Raw genomic sequence first — 311 nt, 5'->3', positions numbered from 1 at the left:
TGCTGGTAAACCAAAGTACCAATTCTCTGTAGCCTTTGGCAGGCAACAATCAAGCACCATGGTGTCACACGTTTTTTTGCCAGCTTCCAGCAGTTATTGAGAAGCTACGGAATTCCTGCTAACGATCCAATTTTTGACATTAAACATAAAGCAAAAACATACACCCACCAAAGTGCACCAACCACAGAATAAAAATATCCTGCTACACGCCAATGGGTAGGGCCTCGATAATCTTTAGAGGCTCTATATAGCCCTAAGATCACCATAGCTTTAAAAATAAGGTATATAAATGTGAAATTGCTTACAGCACT

General features: G+C 40.2%; 1 protein-coding gene. It reads right to left on the bottom strand.

All coding sequences use genetic code 11. From position 1 onward, the window contains the following. Positions 1-104: 104 nt before the first annotated feature. The coding region (locus E1189_RS24215) for a hypothetical protein (protein WP_230459800.1) at positions 105-311 on the bottom strand (207 nt) is incomplete at its 5' end.

Source organism: Parendozoicomonas verongulae, assembly GCF_009711465.1.
GTDB lineage: Bacteria > Pseudomonadota > Gammaproteobacteria > Pseudomonadales > Endozoicomonadaceae > Sansalvadorimonas > Sansalvadorimonas verongulae.
Note: the sequence above shows the minus strand (reverse complement) of the source record. Positions and strands in the feature narration are given on the sequence as shown.